This is a genomic window from Paenibacillus sp. Soil766 (assembly GCF_001428105.1).
Classification (GTDB): domain Bacteria; phylum Bacillota; class Bacilli; order Paenibacillales; family NBRC-103111; genus Paenibacillus_E.
In genome coordinates this window covers 353,310-368,722 of the sequence record NZ_LMSJ01000045.1, presented here as the reverse complement: position 1 = coordinate 368,722, position 15,413 = coordinate 353,310, and the positions used below count along the sequence as shown (strand labels likewise).

15 protein-coding genes are annotated in these 15,413 nt (G+C 45.0%); 4 read left to right on the top strand and 11 right to left on the bottom strand.

Going from position 1 to position 15,413, the window contains the following annotated elements:
* Positions 1 to 15: 15 nt before the first annotated feature.
* Positions 16 to 1,740, bottom strand: a complete 1,725-nt coding sequence (gene acsA / locus ASG89_RS29025) for an acetate--CoA ligase (RefSeq protein WP_057314777.1) — start codon at positions 1,738 to 1,740, stop codon at positions 16 to 18.
* 265 nt (positions 1,741 to 2,005) lie between these two features.
* On the opposite strand from acsA, the gene ASG89_RS29020 reads away from it, so the two are divergent.
* Together ASG89_RS29020 and ASG89_RS29015 are read left to right on the top strand one after the other, a co-directional pair.
* Positions 2,006 to 2,644, top strand: a complete 639-nt coding sequence (locus ASG89_RS29020) for a GNAT family N-acetyltransferase (protein ID WP_057314775.1) — start codon at positions 2,006 to 2,008, stop codon at positions 2,642 to 2,644.
* Between the two features lie 74 nt (positions 2,645 to 2,718).
* On the top strand, positions 2,719 to 3,900 hold the full coding sequence (locus tag ASG89_RS29015; RefSeq protein WP_057314866.1) for an acetoin utilization protein AcuC: 1,182 nt from the start codon (positions 2,719 to 2,721) through the stop codon (positions 3,898 to 3,900).
* 75 nt (positions 3,901 to 3,975) lie between these two features.
* Here ASG89_RS29015 and ASG89_RS29010 read toward each other — a convergent pair whose 3' ends face one another.
* The 6 genes from ASG89_RS29010 to ASG89_RS28985 form a co-directional block, all read right to left on the bottom strand.
* Positions 3,976 to 4,677, bottom strand: a complete 702-nt coding sequence (locus ASG89_RS29010; RefSeq protein WP_057314773.1) for a 5'-methylthioadenosine/adenosylhomocysteine nucleosidase — start codon at positions 4,675 to 4,677, stop codon at positions 3,976 to 3,978.
* An 89-nt stretch (positions 4,678 to 4,766) separates the two neighbouring features.
* On the bottom strand, positions 4,767 to 5,774 hold the full coding sequence (gene ccpA / locus ASG89_RS29005; RefSeq protein WP_057314772.1) for a catabolite control protein A: 1,008 nt from the start codon (positions 5,772 to 5,774) through the stop codon (positions 4,767 to 4,769).
* A 180-nt stretch (positions 5,775 to 5,954) separates the two neighbouring features.
* The gene (locus tag ASG89_RS29000) at positions 5,955 to 6,362 is read right to left on the bottom strand and encodes a hypothetical protein (protein WP_056612481.1); all 408 of its coding nucleotides are present in this window, start codon (positions 6,360 to 6,362) and stop codon (positions 5,955 to 5,957) included.
* Between the two features lie 125 nt (positions 6,363 to 6,487).
* The gene (locus ASG89_RS28995) at positions 6,488 to 7,030 is read right to left on the bottom strand and encodes a type 1 glutamine amidotransferase domain-containing protein (RefSeq protein ID WP_057314771.1); all 543 of its coding nucleotides are present in this window, start codon (positions 7,028 to 7,030) and stop codon (positions 6,488 to 6,490) included.
* Position 7,031: 1 nt separating this feature from the next.
* The gene (ptsP, locus tag ASG89_RS28990; RefSeq protein ID WP_057314770.1) at positions 7,032 to 8,771 is read right to left on the bottom strand and encodes a phosphoenolpyruvate--protein phosphotransferase; all 1,740 of its coding nucleotides are present in this window, start codon (positions 8,769 to 8,771) and stop codon (positions 7,032 to 7,034) included.
* Complete coding sequence (locus ASG89_RS28985; protein WP_057314769.1) at positions 8,768 to 10,657, bottom strand: glucose PTS transporter subunit IIA; 1,890 nt, start codon at positions 10,655 to 10,657, stop codon at positions 8,768 to 8,770. The genes ptsP and ASG89_RS28985 overlap by 4 nt, the downstream gene beginning before the upstream one ends.
* A 266-nt stretch (positions 10,658 to 10,923) precedes the next feature.
* Between ASG89_RS28985 and ASG89_RS28980 the strand changes: the two genes are divergently transcribed.
* Positions 10,924 to 11,490 (top strand): NAD(P)/FAD-dependent oxidoreductase, encoded by a 567-nt coding sequence (locus ASG89_RS28980; RefSeq protein WP_057314768.1) that lies wholly within the window; start codon positions 10,924 to 10,926, stop codon positions 11,488 to 11,490.
* A gap of 94 nt (positions 11,491 to 11,584) precedes the next feature.
* Here the strand turns inward: ASG89_RS28980 and ASG89_RS28975 are convergent, their stop codons facing one another.
* From ASG89_RS28975 to aroA, 3 genes are read right to left on the bottom strand one after another with little or no spacing between them, the layout of a single operon-like run.
* Positions 11,585 to 12,010 (bottom strand): CoA-binding protein, encoded by a 426-nt coding sequence (locus tag ASG89_RS28975; RefSeq protein ID WP_057314767.1) that lies wholly within the window; start codon positions 12,008 to 12,010, stop codon positions 11,585 to 11,587.
* Positions 12,011 to 12,023: 13 nt separating this feature from the next.
* The gene (locus tag ASG89_RS28970) at positions 12,024 to 12,845 is read right to left on the bottom strand and encodes a C39 family peptidase (RefSeq protein WP_057314766.1); all 822 of its coding nucleotides are present in this window, start codon (positions 12,843 to 12,845) and stop codon (positions 12,024 to 12,026) included.
* Between the two features lie 31 nt (positions 12,846 to 12,876).
* Positions 12,877 to 14,175, bottom strand: coding sequence for a 3-phosphoshikimate 1-carboxyvinyltransferase (gene aroA / locus ASG89_RS28965; protein WP_057314765.1), 1,299 nt, complete (start codon positions 14,173 to 14,175; stop codon positions 12,877 to 12,879).
* A gap of 264 nt (positions 14,176 to 14,439) precedes the next feature.
* Here aroA and ASG89_RS28960 point away from each other — a divergent pair, with 264 nt between their 5' ends.
* A complete protein-coding gene (locus ASG89_RS28960) occupies positions 14,440 to 14,730 on the top strand; it encodes a rhodanese-like domain-containing protein (RefSeq protein WP_057314764.1) in 291 nt (96 codons plus the stop codon).
* Positions 14,731 to 14,751: 21 nt separating this feature from the next.
* Here the strand turns inward: ASG89_RS28960 and ASG89_RS28955 are convergent, their stop codons facing one another.
* Complete coding sequence (locus ASG89_RS28955) at positions 14,752 to 15,291, bottom strand: shikimate kinase (RefSeq protein ID WP_057314762.1); 540 nt, start codon at positions 15,289 to 15,291, stop codon at positions 14,752 to 14,754.
* Between the last annotated feature and the right edge of the window lie 122 nt (positions 15,292 to 15,413).

The following is a 15,413-nucleotide window of genomic DNA, read 5'->3' as shown; positions in this document are numbered from 1 at the left end:
GTGAATGAACCTAAATTAATCTTCTATTGTCGATAAGTCACCTGTTGGAAGGTTAAGCTCCCATGCTTTAAGCACACGGCGCATGATCTTCCCACTGCGTGTTTTGGGCAGCTTGTCCTTGAATTCAATCTCACGCGGTGCCGCATGCGCGGATAGACCTTCCTTGACGAACTTAGAAATTTCTGCTTTCAGTTCATCAGAAGCAACAAAGCCTTCACGCAACGCGATAAACGCTTTGATGATTTCTCCACGCATAGGGTCTGGTTTCCCAATGACCCCAGCTTCAGCAACAGCTGGATGCTCAACAAGTTTGCTTTCAACCTCAAATGGGCCTACACGCTCTCCTGCTGTGTTAATCACATCATCCACTCGACCTTGGAACCAGAAATAACCGTCCTCGTCTTGATAAGCGGAATCTCCAGAAACGTACCAGCCTGTCAAACGGAAGTACTCTTCATACTTAGATGGGTTGTTCCAAATTTTACGCATCATCGATGGCCAAGATGTTTTGATCGCGAGATTCCCCATCCGATTCGGAGGAAGAACGTTACCAGCGTCATCAATAATGGCAGCGTCTACACCTGGAATTGGACGTCCCATAGAGCCTGGTTTAATCGTCATGGATGGATAGTTACAAATCAACTGTCCGCCTGTCTCTGTCATCCACCACGTATCGTGAATACGTTGATTATAGACCTTCATACCCCATCTGACGACTTCCGGATTCAGTGGTTCTCCGACACTCAATACATGACGAAGTGCCGACAAATCATAGCTAGCAGAAACATCATCGCCCGCCCCCATCAACATACGGAAAGCAGTTGGCGCACTGTACCAAACGGTTACTTTATATTTCTGAAGTGTATTGTACCAATCCTGTGGACTGAAACGTCCTCCGCGAATCACGTTCGTCGCACCATTCAACCACGGAGCGAAGATCCCGTAGGAAGTCCCTGTTACCCAACCTGGATCTGCTGTACACCAGTAGATGTCATCTTCTTTTAAATCAAGGACAATTTGTCCTGTATAGTAGTGCTGCAACATCGCATTTTGAACGTGGAATACACCCTTCGGCTTACCTGTTGACCCTGATGTATAATGAATAATTAATCCATCTTCACGGTCCAACCATTCAATCTCAAGCTCTAAAGAAGCATTCGCCATTTCTTTATGATAATCAACTTGTCCTTCACCAAGCTCGATGTTCTCCCCAACAAGGATCACATGCTTCAAGTGTGGAAGTTCACTGTATGGCACTCGTGATAATTGGCTAGGCGTTGTGATAATCGCAACCGCTTCACTATCCGCCAAACGATCTCGAACTGCCGTTTCCATGAACGCTTCAAAAAGCGGTCCAACAACCGCGCCTACTTTGAGCGATCCAAGTAAAGAATAATACAGTTCAGGTGTCCGCGGCATGAAAATGAAAACTCTCTCGCCTTTGCCAATGCCTAGATTTCTAAGCACATTACCAAACTGATTGGATCTTTCTTTCATTTGTCCAAATGTAATCGCTTCATCACGCGTGCTATCGCTGTAATATAAAGCAATCTTGTCCTTCTTCCCGCCATCCGCATGACGGTCAATGGCTTCATAGGCCATATTCACTTTACCTGTTTCGTACCAGGAGAAGTTTTTCTCAATGTCAGCCCAATCAAATGTCGCATGTGTTTGTTCGTAATTAGCCATGTTTGGATTAAGGGATACTGATTTAATGAGTTCATCTTTCATTGGATCCATAAACGTAAAACCCTCCTCACGAAATAAACCGCTTTCACTTTACTGATGAATTCGAGCAAAATGTGATCGATTTTTGACATGTTCTATTATAACATACTCAGAATATTTCGCCTATGTTTAAGTTTTGCTATGATTTCAAACAAAAGTTTGGTATAAAATTACTATGAATCCAAAATAAACGACTACTTATGTGAAATATATAAATTCTCATATTTTTGTAAAGGAAACGCCCATCATGCTGTTTTTTAGAAGGAGAGCCAAGGTTATGCAGCATATCAAGATCTACCACTCACAAAGCTTGCGCACTGCTCCCGATCAATCAGAAATTATTATTGAGGGTCCCGTTTCACCAGACAAATTGCAGGAACTCACCATGCACGCGAAGCTCGACGCCTTTCGCCGGCCGAAAGAACAACTCGAAGCACTCATCGAGATCGCCGGGTTACCTGAAGGACGAATCATTCTGGCGAGGGATGGATCCACCATTGTCGGTTACGTCACTTTCCATTACGCAGATGAAATTGAACGATGGTCACAAGGAAATATGAAGGATTTAATTGAACTCGGTGCCATTGAGGTCGCTGATGATTACAGATCGATTGGTTTAGGCAAAAAAATGATTCAACTTGCATTTGAAGATGATCAAATGGAAAATGTCATATGTTTCACAACCGAATATTATTGGCATTGGGATTTAGAAACGAGTAAATTAACCGTTTGGGAATATCGTCAAATGATGGAGAAGCTCATGAAAAGTGTCGATATGATCTGGTTTGCAACCGATGATCCAGAAATTTGCTCACATCCCGCTAACTGTCTCATGGTGAGAATCGGGAAGCAAGTACCTATCTCATCGGTCGAGCAGTTCGATCGTGTGCGTTTCCAGCAGCGCTTTATGTATTAGCTCCATAAGATGCAGTTAGTAGCAGATCTTCAAACGAAATTGTTAGCCAATTCGGGGGAATTTGGAAAATGAACATGAAGTTTACGCAACCTGTGTTTATCTATGATGATCAAGAAATTCAATATAAATTTAATGATACTCATCCCTTCAATCAGGATCGTCTCATCATGACAGTTGATCTGCTTCGCAAGGCTGGTGCGCTCCCTGACAGTGCACTTCTCACTGCTAGCCCAGCGACAGACACAGATCTGATGCGCGTGCATACAGCCCCTTATATCGAGGCTGTGAAAGCACTAAGTGCGGCTGACCCTGATGAGCGCTGGGTGCGTGAAGCTACGCGTTTCGGGCTCGACACAGACGATACGCCCTACTTCCCAGGGATGCATGACATCACAGCGAAGGTCGTAGGTGGCTCTATCCTTGCCGTAGACGTCGTTATGTCCGGCCAAGCGCCGCATGCCTTACATTTAGGCGGCGGCCTCCACCATGCCCTGCAGAGCAAGGGTGCGGGCTTCTGCGTCTATAATGACGCATCTGCGGCGATCGCCTACGCCAAGGAGAAATATAGCGCTAAGGTGCTCTACATCGACACGGACGTGCACCACGGCGATGGTGTGCAGTGGAGCTTCTACGCCGATCCGCAGGTCGGCACGTTGTCCATCCATGAGACGGGGAAATATTTATTCCCCGGCACTGGGGCTGTGAACGAACGCGGAGAAGGAGACGCGTTCGGAACGAGTGTGAACATCCCGGTGGAGCCCTACACCGAGGATGATTCTTGGCTGGAATGCTTCAGCGAGGTGTTGACCGAGCTGATCGCCCGCTTCCAGCCGGACGTTATTATCTCGCAGCATGGGTGCGACGCCCATGCTTTCGACCCGCTCGCGCATGTACATTGCTCCATGCGCGTGTACAAGGCCATGCCCGAGCTCATCCATCGACTTGCGCACCAGTGGTGCGAAGGTCGGTGGGTCGCGCTCGGGGGGGGAGGGTACGACATCTGGCGTGTCGTACCGCGGGCTTGGAGCCTGCTCTGGCTCGTGATGAGCGAGCAGGCGATTATGGATCAGCTGGAGGCGGAGCCCCAGCTGAGGCTGCCCCAGGCGTGGCTGGACGCCTGGCAAGGCAAGAGCCCCATCCCACTCGTGGAGACGTGGCTCGACCCGGTCGACACTTGGGCGCCGATTCCAAGGCGTCAGGTGATCACAGAGAAGAATCGGCAGACGAAGGAACTCGCGATGATGTATTTGAAGTGAAATCATTCCAGAGATAAGAAAAGCTCAGATCACCGCCAACTAGGCGATGCTCTGAGCTTTATTCATGAGGCAGATTTACAGCTGCTTCACCATATCTTCAACCATTTTATACGAATTCTCCGATGCAATCACCGTAAACTCGGCGAAATTCACATGGGCAGAGCCATCTGCTTTGTCCGACATGGAGCGCAAGACAACATAAGGTATACTATTCATCGCACACACTTGTGCAACAGATGATCCTTCCATCTCGACACAGATACCGTTCAGCTCTTGATACAGACTAGCTACCACATCACGGCTTGCAATGAACTGATCGCCTGATAGTACTCTCCCCTGCTTCACTTTACCTGCAAATAATTTTTCTCCAGAAGCGACAGCTAACTCTACGAGTTTGCGATCAGCTGCATACACCGAGTTCTCAGCATAAGGAATAACGCCGCGCGGAAAACCTAGTGCTGTCACGTCCATATCATGCTGTACACATTCCGTGGAAATAACAAGATCACCGATTTGCAATTCAGGATCTAATGCCCCAGCTACACCCGTGAAGATAACAGCCTCTACACCAAACTGATCGATCAGAATTTGCGTAGTTACTGCAGCATTCACTTTCCCCACGCCAGTGCGGCATACAACGACATTTTTCCCGAAATATGTGCCTTCTCGGAAGGTAATGCCGGCTTTTACCGTTTCGCTTATATCTGTCATATGAGCAACGAGCAGCTCAATTTCTTCATTCATTGCTCCAATTAGTGCGATTTTGTTCCAAGTCATATTGATTTCCCTCTCTCTTCCTACATGAGAAAACCTCTATCGCATCTCTTCCAACATGGAAGGACACGATTAGAGGTTTATTTTTTCACTTAAGCTTGAGCTTTAACCGAATGACGGTTAATGATTTCATGCGGTAAAATTACTTGCATATTTTCTGTTGATTCTTTATTCATCAACTTCGTCAGTAGTCGCATCGACACAGCTCCGATATCATACATTGGTTGAGCTACCGTCGTTAATGTCGGTCTCACCATGGATGCCATCCGAATGTTATCTACGCTGATTACAGCGATATCTTCAGGAACGCGAAGCCCATTGTCTTGAATGGTATGAATAGCGCCAATAGCCATCTCATCCGTTGCCGAGAATATGGCAGATGGTTTAGGAGAAAGTTCCAAGAAATAGTTAACCGCATCCACACTGGACTCATAACGGTAATTGCCAATCCGTACATACTCATCACGTAATGGAATACCAGCCGTTTCAAGCGCACGTTTGTAGCCTTGATATCTCGCGAATCCATTCGCTGGATCCTGAAGTGTTCCTGAAATCATTGCAATATCGCGATGCCCAGCTGCAATAAGTACGTTCACTGCATCAAATGCAGCCGCCTCATGATCAATATCGACGGATGCCATTGCTTGGTTCTCATCCTTCGTGCCACAAAGGACAACCGGTACAGATGAAGTACGGAAAGCTTGAATATGTTCTTCGGTTACAACTCCACCCATGAAGAGCAACCCATCAACTTGTTTCTCAAGCAATGTATTGATTACACGAATTTCTTTCTCTTTCTTCTTGTCCGCATTACACAAAATGATATTGTAATGGTACATATTCGCAATATCCTCAATTCCACGCGCTACTTCAGCAAAAATAGAATTGGATATATCGGGAATAACAACGCCAACCGTTGTCGTCTTCTTACTTGCTAATCCTCTAGCTACCGCATTTGGACGGTAACCCAATCGTTCAATGGCTTCAAAAACTTTCTTACGTGTTTGTGGCTTCACGTTCGGGTTATTATTAACGACCCGAGATACGGTTGCCATGGAAACGCCTGCTTCTCTCGCTACATCATAAATGGTTACGGTCACGGTTGCTCTCTCCATTTTCACAAGTATTCTGCGAACCTAGTATATTATCGTTATGATACGACAAATTAACCCATCTTGCAATGCAAAATGAAAATGCTTTGAAAATAATTTTCATTTTATTTTCAAAAGGGTCACAAATAGAATAAAAGCCAACCTCCTATCGAGATTGGCCGCCAATTTTTACGTTGAAATTGCGCTTTGAGTGATTTGAGATAACCGTTTCCGAATTTCCTCAGCCCATGGCTCATCTCCTAGCGATTGCGCTAGCAATAAGATGTCCAACAGTTCATTGATTCGTTCTTCCACAATTTTCTCCATAGAATCATTCATACGCTCTTTTTCTGTTACTTTTAATAGCAGAAAGGCAACTTCCGAAACTTCATGGAAAAAGAATTGCTGCTTCTCTGGTTTACTACCTAACCTACCTATCAGACCAGTAAGTTCAGGCTTCACATGAGGTACGACCTCACTTCGTCCACAGGCTTCACAGGAATAAATAGGCACATTCTCGATATCTACTTTACTTTGATAAATAACCGTACGCAGACGAAGGTTCATCGTGCGTCCGCACTTACAATACTTTTGCATTCTAACACTCCTTCTACTTCCTGGCGGCATGTACATGAGTTGCTTGTACTATGTTATTCTACGATGTCTTCAGATTTCCTTCTGAGTCATACATAGTAGTTTTTGCCACCTTTGGAAGCGAAGTGTTACTTTTCCTGTTGTTTGCTAAACGAGATAACTTCCTCCACAAAACGTTTGGAAAATGCCGGAAGATCCGGCGGTCTACGCCCTGAAATGATATTGCGATCCACGACCACTTCTTCATCAAGCCAGATCGCCCCAGCATTTTCGATATCATCGCGAATGCCAGGCGTGGACGTCATCGTGTAGCCTTGAACGATTTTGGCAGAAATCAAAACCCAGCCAGCATGACAAATTTGCGCGATTGGCTTTACATCCGCATGAAATTCCTGCGTTAATCTAAGCACATCGGCATAACGACGTAGCTTGTCAGGTGCCCAACCACCTGGTACATAGAGACCAACATAATCCGAAGATTTCACTTCATCGAACGCATAGTCCGTCGTGATGGGTACACCATATTTGCCATGATATACGGTCTTCGCTTTAGGTCCAACGATGTCTACAACTGCTCCTGCTTCGCGCAACCGGTAGACAGGATACCACATTTCCAAATCTTCAAATTCTTCATCAACAAAGGCTAGCACCTTCAAACCTGCTAATTCCATACTAATTACCTCCTACAATGGATTCCGTTTGTTCTGTTTGAGCAAGAAGCTCCAAGATTTCATCACTCGTTTTGCAAATTAAAATACGATCGACCAACGCCTTGCATGTCGCGGCATCACTGCTAAGCAGTCTGTGCTTAACTTGCAAGAGCGTCTGAACCGATATGCTCAGCTCCTCAATGCCCAGTCCAAGCCAAATCGGCAGAGCCCGAATATCTCCTGCCATTTCCCCGCATACGCCTACAGGAATGCCAACACGCTTGCCTGCGTCGATCACGAGTTTGAGTAATCGAATAACGGCGGGATGATAAGGATTATATAAGTGCGCGATATTCTCGTTCATTCGATCAACAGCTAGAACATATTGAACTAGATCATTCGTACCGATACTCATGAAATTCACTTCACTGGCAAGCACATCAGCAATAATGGCAGCTGCAGGTACTTCAATCGTAAGGCCAACCTCGATATTCGCATTAAAAGGCACACCAAGACTACTTAGCTCCAGCTTCGCTCTTTCCAAGTGCGCTTTCGCTTGACGCACCTCTTCGATCGAAGTCACCATTGGATACATGATCTTCACATTCCCATAATGACTAGCTCTTAAGATCGCTCTTAACTGTGTCATAAACAGGTCCGTTCGATCCAGAGAAATCCGAATGGCTCTGTAGCCTAGGAAAGGATTGTCTTCTTTGGCTAGCGGCATGTAGTCCAGTTTCTTATCCCCGCCTATATCCAAGGTACGGATTACGATTGGACGCCCTTTGAGCTGCAGCGCCGCGTGGCGATAGACCTCAAATTGTTCCTCTTCACTAGGCAATGAATCTCGATCCATATACAAGTATTCCGTACGGAATAACCCTACACCTGATGCGCCATTCCTCAGTACTTGGTCAATTTCCATAACCGAATTAATATTCGCATGCAGATTAACCAAGCTTCTATCCAATGTCAACGGAGCCACATCGGCAATTCCTTGCAAACTTTCTTTGAACTCCAGCCAGTTTTTCTTACGCGCTTGATAACGTTCTATTGTGATCTTATCTGGGTTAATATACAAAGTGCCTTCTTGCCCATCAATAATCAAGAAATCACCATTCTGAATAGGACGCAGCAGCTTTCCTTCTAATCCAAGTACATAAGGAACAGACATCGCTCTAGCCATAATCGACACGTGTGAGTGCGTTCCTCCCAGAATGGTCAACAATCCTAGCACATTCGTCGGGTCTAGATGAGCAAGCTGTGAAGGGGTAAGCTCCTTCGCAACTAGAATATAAGGATGGTCAATCGGCGGCACTGTTGTGCTTGTATCCCCCAATAAATGTTTCAAGAGACGATTACCGACATCTTTAATATCTAAGGCACGTTCTTTCATGTATTCATCATCAATCAAATTAAACATACCTACGAATTTATCAATAACTTCTTTCACCGCGACTTCTGCGGCTTTATATTGCAGCTCAATAATACCTTGAATTTCATTCATGAAAATAGGGTCTTCCAAAATGGCCAAATGTGCATCAAAAATATAGGCCTGTTCTTGCCCGACAACTTCTTTGATCTCTTGTTTGATTAGTTCTAACTCGTCCTTGGAGTGCCGAATACCATCATACAATCGCTCGAATTCATACGCTAAATCCGTCACATCTATCATTTTCTCTGGAAAATCCCATTCCCAAGTGGGAATAACAAACGCTTGACCCATTGCAATTCCCGATGATGCGCCTACACCTCTAATCATCCGTTCGTCCCCCCCTCGGATTTAGTTGGCTTAAGGACTACGGACATAACAGAGCCTTGGCCTTTCTTAACTGGCTTAAACGGAGCAAAACTCCATGATTTCACAATATCTGGATTCGTAATAATCATAGGTGTCGCTAAGGAAGATGCGAATTTCTTCACTTTGTTATAATTGAACTTCACTAGCAGCTGCCCGGCTTCCACACGATCGCCTTCCTTCACCACCGCATTAAAGCACTTACCTGGTAAGCTGGACGTGTCAATTCCGATATGCAGCAGAACTTCAAGCCCTTCTTCCGTAAGAATCCCAAGTGCATGCATCGTCGGGTAAATATGCATAATGGTACCTGCAACAGGGGAAACCAACTCTCCTTTTTCAGGAATAAAGGCAACACCATTCCCAACTAGTCGGGAGGCAAAGATACGATCCGGCACTTCTTCAATCGGGATCATACGTCCTTGCATCGGAGAAGTAAATAATACGACATGAATATCTTTGCGTAATACCTTCATAATTTCTTCACGTATAAGCTCTGAAAATGTTCCAAACACGACTTGAACATTGCCTCCTCCAAGACGTATGACGCCTGCTGCTCCTAAGTGTCGTAATGCCGTGATGTCCATCAGACGATCATTGACAAGTGTAAGTCGCAATCGAGTAATACAGGCTTCAATCTTCTTAATATTGTCTTTCCCGCCAAGTGCCTGCAAAATTAATGGAGAACGATACGGTATGTCCCCTGCCCACTCTTCTAGCGATGAGCCTTCTTCCCTACCCGGAGTAGGAATTCGGAACTTCTGAATCGCCCATCGGAATAAGAAATAATACAGTAAACCATAGACCAGCCCAATCGGGATCAATAATAAGCCATTGTGTGATAAGTGCAGATTAATGATGTAGTCAATAGCCCCAGCAGAATATGAGAATCCATGGTGGATATTTAACTCATACGCGATCCACATAGCTACACCCGAAAGGATGGCGTGGATAACAAACAAATACGGTGCAACAAAAAGAAAGGCAAATTCAATCGGCTCTGTCACGCCAGTTAAAAAGGAAGCTAATGCAGCCGTTAAAAATGTAGCTTTGATCTTCGGCTTTAGATCTTCCCTCGCCTCTCCGATAATCGCAAAAGCGATAGCTGGCAATGCAAACATCATGATCGGGTACAAACCGGCCATATACATGCCTGCAGATGGATCGCCAGCGAAAAAGCGCGGCAAATCACCATAAGCATATTGACCCGTTGGCGTCTCGTAAGCCCCAACTTGAAACCAGAAAAAGTTATTCAAAATATGATGTAAGCCCGAAGGTACGAGCAAGCGATGAGCAATCCCGTATATGAATGTACCGAAGCCGCCTAATCCAAGTAATCCGCTTGAGATTTTGCCCATAAGCATCACTAGATACGGACCAATCCCGATCATAATATACGAGACAATGAGCGTTGCGAGGCCCATAACAAGTGGTACCATCCGAGGTCCACCGAAAAATTGTATATACTCCGGAAGCTTAATCTCCTTGCAGCGATGATAGATAATTGCGGCCAGTAGCCCAATCAAGATCCCGCCAGAAACGCCTAATTGAAATTGCGTGCCAAGCCCATGCTCGATGAGTCGGGTAAACATGAAATACCCTAGCATGGCCGATAAGCCAGCTATTCCGGCACTTTCTGTTAATCCCAATGCCACACCAACAGCGAAAATTATTGGAATATAATCAAAGATTGTATTTCCAGCCAATAACAGCATTTCCCCAAAGCTTGAAGCATGTATGACATCCCAAGGTAATTCCCCTAGACAAAGCAGCACAGCAGCAATAGGAAGCGCAATGGTAGGCAGCATTAAGGAGCGGCCAAGCTGTTGTAAGTTCCCCATCCAGTTCAAACGAATGCTAACCTCCTTAAAGTTTTCGTCAGAAAACTGACTTCGTAAGCATCTGCCTTAGCAATTTCGAAGAGAATCTTCCTCATCACCATAAGATTCTCTTATCAAATCGTAAAGCTTGTACGTCCTTTTGTCAAAAAAAATAAGCATATCGCATGTTCCACCAAGGTTTCTCTACATAGTAAATGCAAAAGTTGACTAAGTCCCCTAGAAACTGTCATACTTCACTTGTACCCAAATTCATGATTCAAGGAGGAAATACGCTTATGTCTTATGATGTTATTATTATTGGTGCAGGTCCAACCGGCGCGAGTGCTGCACTTTTCACTTCAAAAGCAGGCAAGAAAACGCTCGTCATCGACAATGAGCAAAGTGTTACGAAGCGTGCATGGATCGAAAATCACTATGGTGTTGAAGCGATTGGCGGGCCTGATTTAGTTGAAATCGGCAAGAAACAAGCCGCAAAATTTGGAACTGAATTCGTTCATGGCAAAGCGACTCAGCTTGTAAAGAATGAAGATAGTTTTGAGATCACCACAGAAAATGGTACCTATACAGGTAAGCACGTTATTCTTGCAACTGGATTATCCGTTGAACTTGCTGAAGCCGCTGGTATCGCGACAAAAGCAGGAACTGAACCACGAATTAAATCCATTGTTGACTGTGATGCACAAGGAAATACAAGTCTCAAAGGTGTATGGGCAGCAGGTACGACAGCTGGCGTCAGCATGCATACGATTATCACAGCTGGTGATGGAGCCAAAGTCGCTATCAATATAATTAGCGAGCTTAATGGCGAGCGCTATGTGGATCACGATGTATTGAAAGCTTAGTTCCAACGTATGAGAAAACCGCTAATCGGCCCCCTGCAAAGGTGATCGACTAGCGGTTTTCTTTGGTTGACGCATACATCTTACGCGACCTGCATTAATTGTTACGCGGATTCAGTATGGCATCTTCCACTTTAATGCAGCGATCCATGATGACTTCTAAGCCACCTTCACTAGCAATACGTCCTGCTTCCTCATTTACGATATCTAGCTGTAACCAGAACACTTTCGCCCCAATCTTAACTGACTCTTCAGCCACTGGAACAACCTGATCAGCACGGCGAAACACATTTACGATATCAACAGGCTCAGGAATGTCCGATAACGATGGATAGCATTTCTCGCCTAGAATCTGATCCGCATTCGGATTAACAGGAATAATTCGGTATCCTCGGCTTTGCATGGCGGCTGATACCATATAAGATGTGCGATCTGGTTTATCAGATAAGCCTACTACAGCAATATTCCCTGCATTAGCAAGCAATTCTTTGATATGTTCCCTAGATGGATTCTCAAATGTCATGTGGGTTGCTCTCCTATTTATTCAAGTAGGTTAGACCTTGTTGCCCCATTGCTGTCCAAGTTTCAATAAACTGAGCTTTGCTCACTTTGACTTGCTTTTTACCACTCAATGGGTCATTCAAGTAAACATTAGTCTCATCAAATCCAACAAGGACTACAGCATGCTCCGAATATGTCGTCTTTAGTGGACCGATTGGTGTATCCCAGGTTACCCATTTGTACGGTAGGTTGTAGTCAATTGTCGTCCAAACGATAACTGGGATCCCCTGCGCCACTTGCCCCTCGTACAATTCAAAAGCTTCCCCTGTTATATTAATCGCTTGAGGGATATAGTTTTTCATAAGCGGGAAGAGTCCTGCGGAATAGATACCAAAGCCTCTTTTCTTACGGGTTACATCTCCAACGAAACCGGAGTTCGGATTGCCCCAATAAGTGATGTTACCGCTGGCATCCAATTTGGCTGGTGTCATGTCGGTCGGCATTTCGGCGACTAGATCCATCTTCGTTTTGTTTACGCCATAATACTGCAGCAGCATGGTGAGGCTTGTGATCTCGCAACCAGCAGGCAGCTCGGGCAGTTGTTCGAAAATAGGAACATCCAACATCGCTGATGTGACTTGTGCATGTATGGGCGACGGTGTCGGCTTCACAGCGCCCTTCTCCGTAGCGATGGGTTTATCAACTGCTAAGACTACTGGACCAGAAGCGAATAATGCTGGTTCTTTCCCTGTAGCCTTCGCATAAAGCAATACAGCAAATACGCTGCTCGCAAATGTAAGCCCTGCTACGAGAAACAATCCAAACGTCACTTTCAATCCTTGCCAAATAATCCTCATGCTGACTCACCCATTCAATGTAATTGAGATTCTAGGACTCACTCACAAGCTCAACCTGTGCGCCAATTGAGCGCAAGTGGTCGAAATATTGTGGATACGACTTCGCCACATGGTGGGCATCCCGAATCGTTAAACCCTTCTCAGAACGTAGACCAACTACAGTTAATGCCATGATTACCCGATGATCGAAATGCGCATTAATTTCTACGCCGCCTTCGACCCCCTGTGGTTTACCATGAACAATGATCTCACTCTGACGCTCTTCAACATGGGCTCCAGCTTTACGAAGCTCATTCAAATAATCTGTGATACGATCACACTCTTTATACCGTAGGTTCTCAACATTGTAGAAACGCGAAGTTCCTTCAGCAAATACAGCTGCAGCAACCATGGCAAGAACGGCATCCGTAAAATGATCACCATCAAATTCACCAGCAACAAGACGTTGATTCCCTCGGATATGGACAACACCATTGTCATGTGTTAAGTCCACACCCATCGCCTTCAGAACATCCACACAGGCCTTCTCGCCTTGCTTACTGTTCTCTTCTAGTCGAAGTACACGTACGTCGGAATTCGTAACCGCTGCGGCAGCAAGAATGGCTGCAGAGCCCGGATAGTCGCCTTGGATCACATATTCTTTGGCTTCATAGGATTGTCCGCCTGGAATACGGTAGTGCATTAAATCTTCGCTTGCATGAACGACGATGCCAGCCTGTGCTAGAACTTCAAGCGTTTGCCCTACAATAATTTTGGACTTCAAATCATGCAAAACTTCAATTTCACTATCTTCTTCCAAAAGTGGCGTCATAAACAACAAAGAACTCAGGAACTGCGAACTCACATTACCAGAAACGGTGATTTTGCCGCCGCGAGGTTGTCCCCCTTTAATTGTTATCGGCAAACGACCGTTATTATGTTGTACTTCTACACCCATTTGTTGCAAAGTGTCGATTAGATCATCGTGAGGACGTTTACCCAATGATTCTGGATACGTATTAACAAATGTCACTTCTGGGCAGAAAGCAGCCGTAGACATCAAGAAGCGGAGCACAGCGCCAGCATTACCAACATTCAATTGAGATACATGCTTAGGGTTCTTGCCGAAGCCTGTAATAACAATTTTCTCATCATCTTCTTCTATAATAGCACCAAGATCACGTACACATCGTCTCATAGCATCACTATCTTCACTATGAGCTGGGTAATAGATAGTACTTGTCCCATTAGCTAGTGCACCGATGAGCAAGTAGCGTGTCGTGTAGTTTTTGGAGGATAACGCATTAATTTCCCCTTGGAGATGGGAGGTTGGTTTTACGATGGCTTTCATGTCGTTTGTTAACTCCTTCGCAAATAGTTTATATGTATATCCAGCAGAATGAATGCCAAGAAACCAAACATCAGCAGGATGATAGAGATCCTAAGATTTATTGACAGTGTACCATACGAAATGTAACTTGGGAACCTTCTCCCCCTAGCAGATATATCAAGGAAAAGCTAGATATTGAAACGCTCCGTTTGACATCACGGTGTTAAGTTTCTATCATACTAAGTAAGAAGCTATCTTCTGAAAATACAAACATGGAGGCGTATCATGGACACGATTCTACCATCCGAGATTAAAGCAAGACTCGCGCAAGGAGAGCAGTTAACACTTATTGACGTTCGCGAAGATGAGGAAGTAGCCCAAGGTATAATTCAAGGAGCAATACATATCCCCCTAGGCCAATTGCCTGAGCGGCTTAGCGAGATCCCGCAAGTCGACGAAGTCATTTTAGTATGTCGTAGTGGAAATCGCAGCGGACGCGCACTCGGCTATCTAGAAGCTAACGGTTATAAGGGACTTAAGAACATGACCGGCGGCATGCTGGAGTGGGAAGATTAAGCTGAAGAGCTTATCTTCTCCTTAGTGGCGTACCGCTTGCTGAATGATGCGATCTACAATTTCATCCTCGCTTAAGTCCGTCGTATCAATGGACGTATGAGCGAAATCATAGGCATGCTTTCTTTGTTCCATTAGCGTATGTACTCTTTCTTCCAAATTACCCTGAAGTAAAGGTCGATTCGTATCGCTACTTACTCTTTGGATAATCGTTTCCGCAGTCGCATTCAAAGCGACAACAAAACCATGCTGCAACATGCAAATCCGATTAGATTCTGCAAGTACCGCACCGCCGCCCGTTGCGACAACTTGTCCCTCACTGTCTAATATACGTGCCAGCGTCTCGGTTTCCAGAACGCGAAAGTGTGCTTCTCCATGATCCCTAAATAATTCGGGAATGCTTGTCTGTTGAACTTCTTCTAACACGGCGTCAGAATCACAAAAACTCCATCCTAAACGCTCTGCAAGTTTCTTGCCTACGGTTGTTTTCCCTGTTCCCATGAATCCAACAAGTACAATATTTCTGACTGTCACACAAATCCCCTTTTCCCATATGCTAGTCATACAAACTTCCCAACATCATACCATAGCCCTTACAGCATGAATACATTCCATCCAAAAATCATATAGTAGTGTGAATAAATTCTAGCACAAACAGTTAAGATTGGAGAGAGACCACAAAGGTA